Annotated in this window: 3 protein-coding genes and 1 pseudogene; 1 reads left to right on the plus strand and 3 read right to left on the minus strand. The window is 72.1% G+C overall.

Annotated elements, in window-relative coordinates:
* From mtrB to mtnA, 3 genes are all read right to left on the minus strand, one after another.
* On the minus strand, positions 1–1,880 hold a 1,880-nt coding region (mtrB, locus tag GTW40_RS01190), incomplete at its 3' end, for an MtrAB system histidine kinase MtrB (protein ID WP_343245589.1).
* A gap of 1 nt (position 1,881) precedes the next feature.
* On the minus strand, positions 1,882–2,571 hold the full coding sequence (mtrA, locus tag GTW40_RS01195) for a two-component system response regulator MtrA (protein WP_202485207.1): 690 nt from the start codon (positions 2,569–2,571) through the stop codon (positions 1,882–1,884).
* A 129-nt stretch (positions 2,572–2,700) separates the two neighbouring features.
* The gene (mtnA, locus tag GTW40_RS01200) at positions 2,701–3,843 is read right to left on the minus strand and encodes an S-methyl-5-thioribose-1-phosphate isomerase (RefSeq protein ID WP_161178266.1); all 1,143 of its coding nucleotides are present in this window, start codon (positions 3,841–3,843) and stop codon (positions 2,701–2,703) included.
* Between the two features lie 137 nt (positions 3,844–3,980).
* On the opposite strand from mtnA, the pseudogene GTW40_RS32910 reads away from it, so the two are divergent.
* Positions 3,981–4,215, plus strand: a pseudogene (locus tag GTW40_RS32910) (hypothetical protein); the annotation flags it as partial.

A 4,215-nucleotide genomic window follows, 5' to 3' on the forward strand; every position in this document is an offset into this window, starting at 1 on the left:
GGGTCGGCCGTGGCGACGGCGGCCTGACGCGGCGGCAGCGGGGCCCGCTGCGCCTCGGTCGCCTGCGCGGGGACGGTGGCCCGCTTCTCCGCGGCCCGCTCGCGGCCGGTCTCCCGGTTGCGGCGCGAGTCCTTGGGTTCGAGCGGGATCGGTGAGCCGCGCAGCGGTTCGTCGGCGGTCCTGGGCAGCGTCAGCCGGAACTGCGAGCCGCCGCCGGGCTCGCCCCACGCCTGGAGCCAGCCGCCGTGCAGCCGGGCGTCCTCCAGGGCGATGGACAGGCCGAGGCCTGTACCTCCGGTCGTACGCGCGCGTGCCGGGTCCGCCCGCCAGAAGCGGCTGAAGACGCGGGTGGCCTCGCCGGGCTTGAGCCCGACGCCGTAGTCGCGCACGGCGACGGCGACCGCGCCGCCCGCCGCCGCGAGCTTGACCACCACGTCCTTGCCCTCGCCGTGCTCGACGGCGTTGACGACCAGGTTGCGCAGCACCCGCTCCACGCGCCGGGCGTCCGCCTCGGCCACCACGGGCTGCTGGTCGCCCGTGACGCGTATCCGGGTGCCCTTGCGCTCGGCCAGCGGCTCGGCACCGCCGACCACCCGCCGTACGACCTCGCGCAGGTCGATCGGCTCGGCCTCCAGCGCGGCCGCTCCGGCGTCGAAGCGGCTGATCTCAAGGAGGTCCGCGAGCAGCGACTCGAAGCGGTCCAGCTGGTCCGCGAGCAGCTCGGCGGAGCGCGCGGTCACCGGGTCGAAGTCCACGCGCGCTTCATGGATGACGTCGGCGGCCATGCGGACGGTGGTCAGCGGGGTACGCAGCTCGTGCGAGACGTCGGAGACGAACCGCCGCTGCATCCGCGAGAGGTCCTCGAGCTGCTGGATCTTCAGCTGGAGGTTCTGCGCCATCTTGTTGAAGGCCTCGCCGAGACGCGCGATGTCGTCCTCGCCGGTGACCTTCATCCGCTCCTGCAGCCGCCCCGCGGACAGCCGCTCCGCGACCCCGGCGGCCATCCGCACGGGCGTGACGACCTGCCGTACGACCAGCCAGGCGATGGCCCCGAGGAGTACGACGACGAAGAGTCCGGCGGTCGCGAGGGTGGTCTTGACCAGGCTCAGGGACTTCTCCTCCTGCGTGAGCGGGAAGAGGTAGTACAGCTCGTAGGGGTGGCCGTTGGGGTCGTTGACCTGCTTGCCGATGACCAGCGCGGGCTGGGGCTCCTTGCCGGTGCTGTAGACGATGCGGGTGTAGCTCTGCGCGGCGGTCGTACTGCTGTTGACCCGGTCGCGCAGGGCCGCGGGCACGCTGTCGGTCGGGCTGACGTACCCCGAACCGCGCGGGCTGCGGCCGCCGCCGGTGTCGTCGCCGACCGGCAGCGTCACCACGTCGAAGGCGCCCGCGCCACCGCTGGACAGCGACTCCACCAGGTCGCTCATCCACTGGATGACGTTCTGCGAGGGCTGTCCGTCGGCGCCGGAGACGATGTCGTCGCCGGTACCGGTGCCGGTGGCGCCCGCGGCGGCCTCGTCGGCCTGTTGCCGGGCCACGGCGAAGCCGCCGGTGGCCTGGCTCTGGGAGGCCTTCACCTTCGCGTCCAGCAGGCCGTTGCGCACCTGCCCGATGACGACGAAGCCGAGGAGCAGGACGACGCCCAGCGACATCAGCAGGGTCGTCGCGACGACCCGGAGCTGGATGTTGCGGCGCCACAGCCGCATGACGGGCAGCAGCGGACGGCGCACCCAGCGGAGGAAGAGACGCACGAACGGGCTGCGCTGGAGCCCGCCGCGCAACAGACGCGCACGGCGCGAAGCGGTGGTGCTCCGGGCGGCCGGACGCCCCGGACGGGCGCCGGACCGGCCGGGAGCCGAAGCGGCGCTGTCCCCGGACACGTCAGCTCGGTCCGGCCTTGTAGCCGACTCCGCGCACGGTCACCACGATCTCGGGCCGCTCCGGGTCCTTCTCGACCTTGGAACGCAGCCGCTGCACATGGACGTTGACCAGCCGGGTGTCGGCGGCGTGCCGGTAGCCCCACACCTGCTCCAGGAGCACCTCACGGGTGAACACCTGCCAGGGCTTGCGGGCGAGCGCGACCAGCAGGTCGAACTCCAGCGGCGTCAGCGCGATCGACTGCCCGTCGCGCTTCACCGAGTGCCCGGCCACGTCGATGACCAGGTCACCGATGGTGAGCTGCTCCGGCGCCGGCTCCTCCGACCTCCGCAGCCGCGCCCGGATACGGGCGACCAGCTCCTTCGGCTTGAACGGCTTCACGATGTAGTCGTCGGCGCCGGACTCCAGTCCGACGACCACATCAACGGTGTCACTCTTCGCCGTGAGCATGACGATGGGCACCCCGGACTCCGCCCTGATCAGGCGGCACACCTCAATACCGTCGCGCCCGGGAAGCATCAGATCCAGCAGCACCAGATCCGGCTTCGACTCCCGGAAAGCGGCCAGCGCCTTGTCCCCGTCGGCTACGAAAGACGGCTCAAAACCTTCACCACGCAGCACGATGCCGAGCATCTCGGCCAGTGCGCTGTCGTCGTCGACGACAAGGACTCGTCCCTTCATAAACGACATCATCCCATTCTCGTAACGACTAAAGAGGTGCAGGTGAGGCAGCTCACTGGCCTGTGACGATAGTCGTACCGAGGCATCACTGTCTGCCCCGGTCCCCTCGAGAACGACGCCGTGGGCGCTACGGAGGTCGACTCACCGGGCCGGTTGCCGCTCCGCCTTCGCATACAGCCTGGCCAGCGCCTCCCCCGTCACCGGAGACACAGTGCCTTCCTCGGTGACGATCGCCGTCACAAGTTCCGGCGGTGTGACGTCGAAGGCCGGGTTGTACGCCTGCGTGCCCAGCGGTGCCACGGGGACGCCCCCGCCCGGTCCCGCCACCGGCACCTGCGGCACGCTGAACTCGGTCACCTCGTAGCCCGGGCGCTGCTCGACCTCGATGGAGGCGCCGTCCGGTGTCACGGGGTCAACCGTGGTCAGCGGGGCCACGACGATGAACGGCACATGGTGGTAGCGCGCCAGCACCGCGAGCGGATAGCTGCCGACCTTGTTGGCCACCGAGCCATCCGCCGCGATCCGGTCCGCGCCGATCAGCACCGCGTCCACCTCACCCGCCGCGAACAGCGAACCGGCCGCGTTGTCCGTGAGCAGCGTGTACGCCATACCGTTGCGCGCCGCCTCATACGCCGTCAGCCGGGCACCCTGGAGCAGCGGGCGCGTCTCGTCCACCCACAGCCGCCGCAGCCTGCCCTCCCGGTGCGCGGCCAGCGCCACCGCGAACGCCGTGCCCTCCCCGCCCGACACCAGCGCACCGCTGTTGCAGTGGGTCAGGACGCGATGCCCGCCGCCCGGCAGCAGCTCGTCCAGCAGCGCCAGCCCGTGGGCGGCCATCCGCGCGCTCGCCCGCGCGTCCTCCAGGTGCAGCGCCTTCGCCGCGTCCAGCGCCGCCGTGGTCGCCACGGTCGGGTCACCACTGACGGCGAGCGCGGCCCGGTACGCGCTCAGGGCCCGCTCCACCCCGACGGACAGGTTCACCGCCGTCGGCCGGGCGTCCACCAGCGCCTGCGCGGCCTCGTCCACGTCGAAGCCGCGCGCCGCGGCGAGCGCGACCCCGTACGCCCCGGCGATGCCGAGCACGGGCGCACCGCGCACGGCCAGCGAACGGATCGCCTCCACCAGCGCGGACGCGTCGGTGCACACCAGCTCCACCTCTTCGGTGGGCAGCCTGGTCTGGTCGAGAAGGATCAGTACGGGTCCTTCGGGTGGTTCCTCCCAACGGATCACGGGTATCTCGGTCGGCCGCTTGTCCTCGCCCGGTCGCGCGTGCTGATCAGCCATGCGATGAGTCTGCCCCGTATCCGGCGGACAATTGACGGAGTACGGCTCCACCTCGGCCGGTCACACGAGGACCGCCCCATGGCACGATGGCTGCCAACCTGCCGCCGCGATCACGCGGGCACCGTTAAGGAGCTTCGATGAGTGACACTCCGGGCTGGGCCTCGCCCGGATCAACCCCGTCGTCCGAAGGGCGGGAGCCGGGCGAGACCGAGCCCGCCGAGCCCGCCGAGCCCGGGGCGAAGGAGCCCGACGCGTCTTCGCCGGACACGGGCGCGACGTCTACGCCGGACACGGGCGCGAAGTGGGCCGAGGGGCAGCCCCCGCCCGCCCAGTGGTCCGCTCCGGCCGGCACGCAGGCGCCAGGCCACACCC

Source organism: Streptomyces sp. SID4985 (assembly GCF_009863025.1).
Taxonomy (GTDB): domain Bacteria; phylum Actinomycetota; class Actinomycetes; order Streptomycetales; family Streptomycetaceae; genus Streptomyces.

Bases quoted from the DNA above. Each gene is read 5' to 3' on its own strand.
- mtrA (WP_202485207.1), bottom strand. From the start codon at position 2,571: ATGATGTCGTTTATGAAGGGACGAGTCCTTGTCGTCGACGACGACAGC.
- mtnA (WP_161178266.1), bottom strand. From the start codon at position 3,843: ATGGCTGATCAGCACGCGCGACCGGGCGAGGACAAGCGGCCGACCGAG.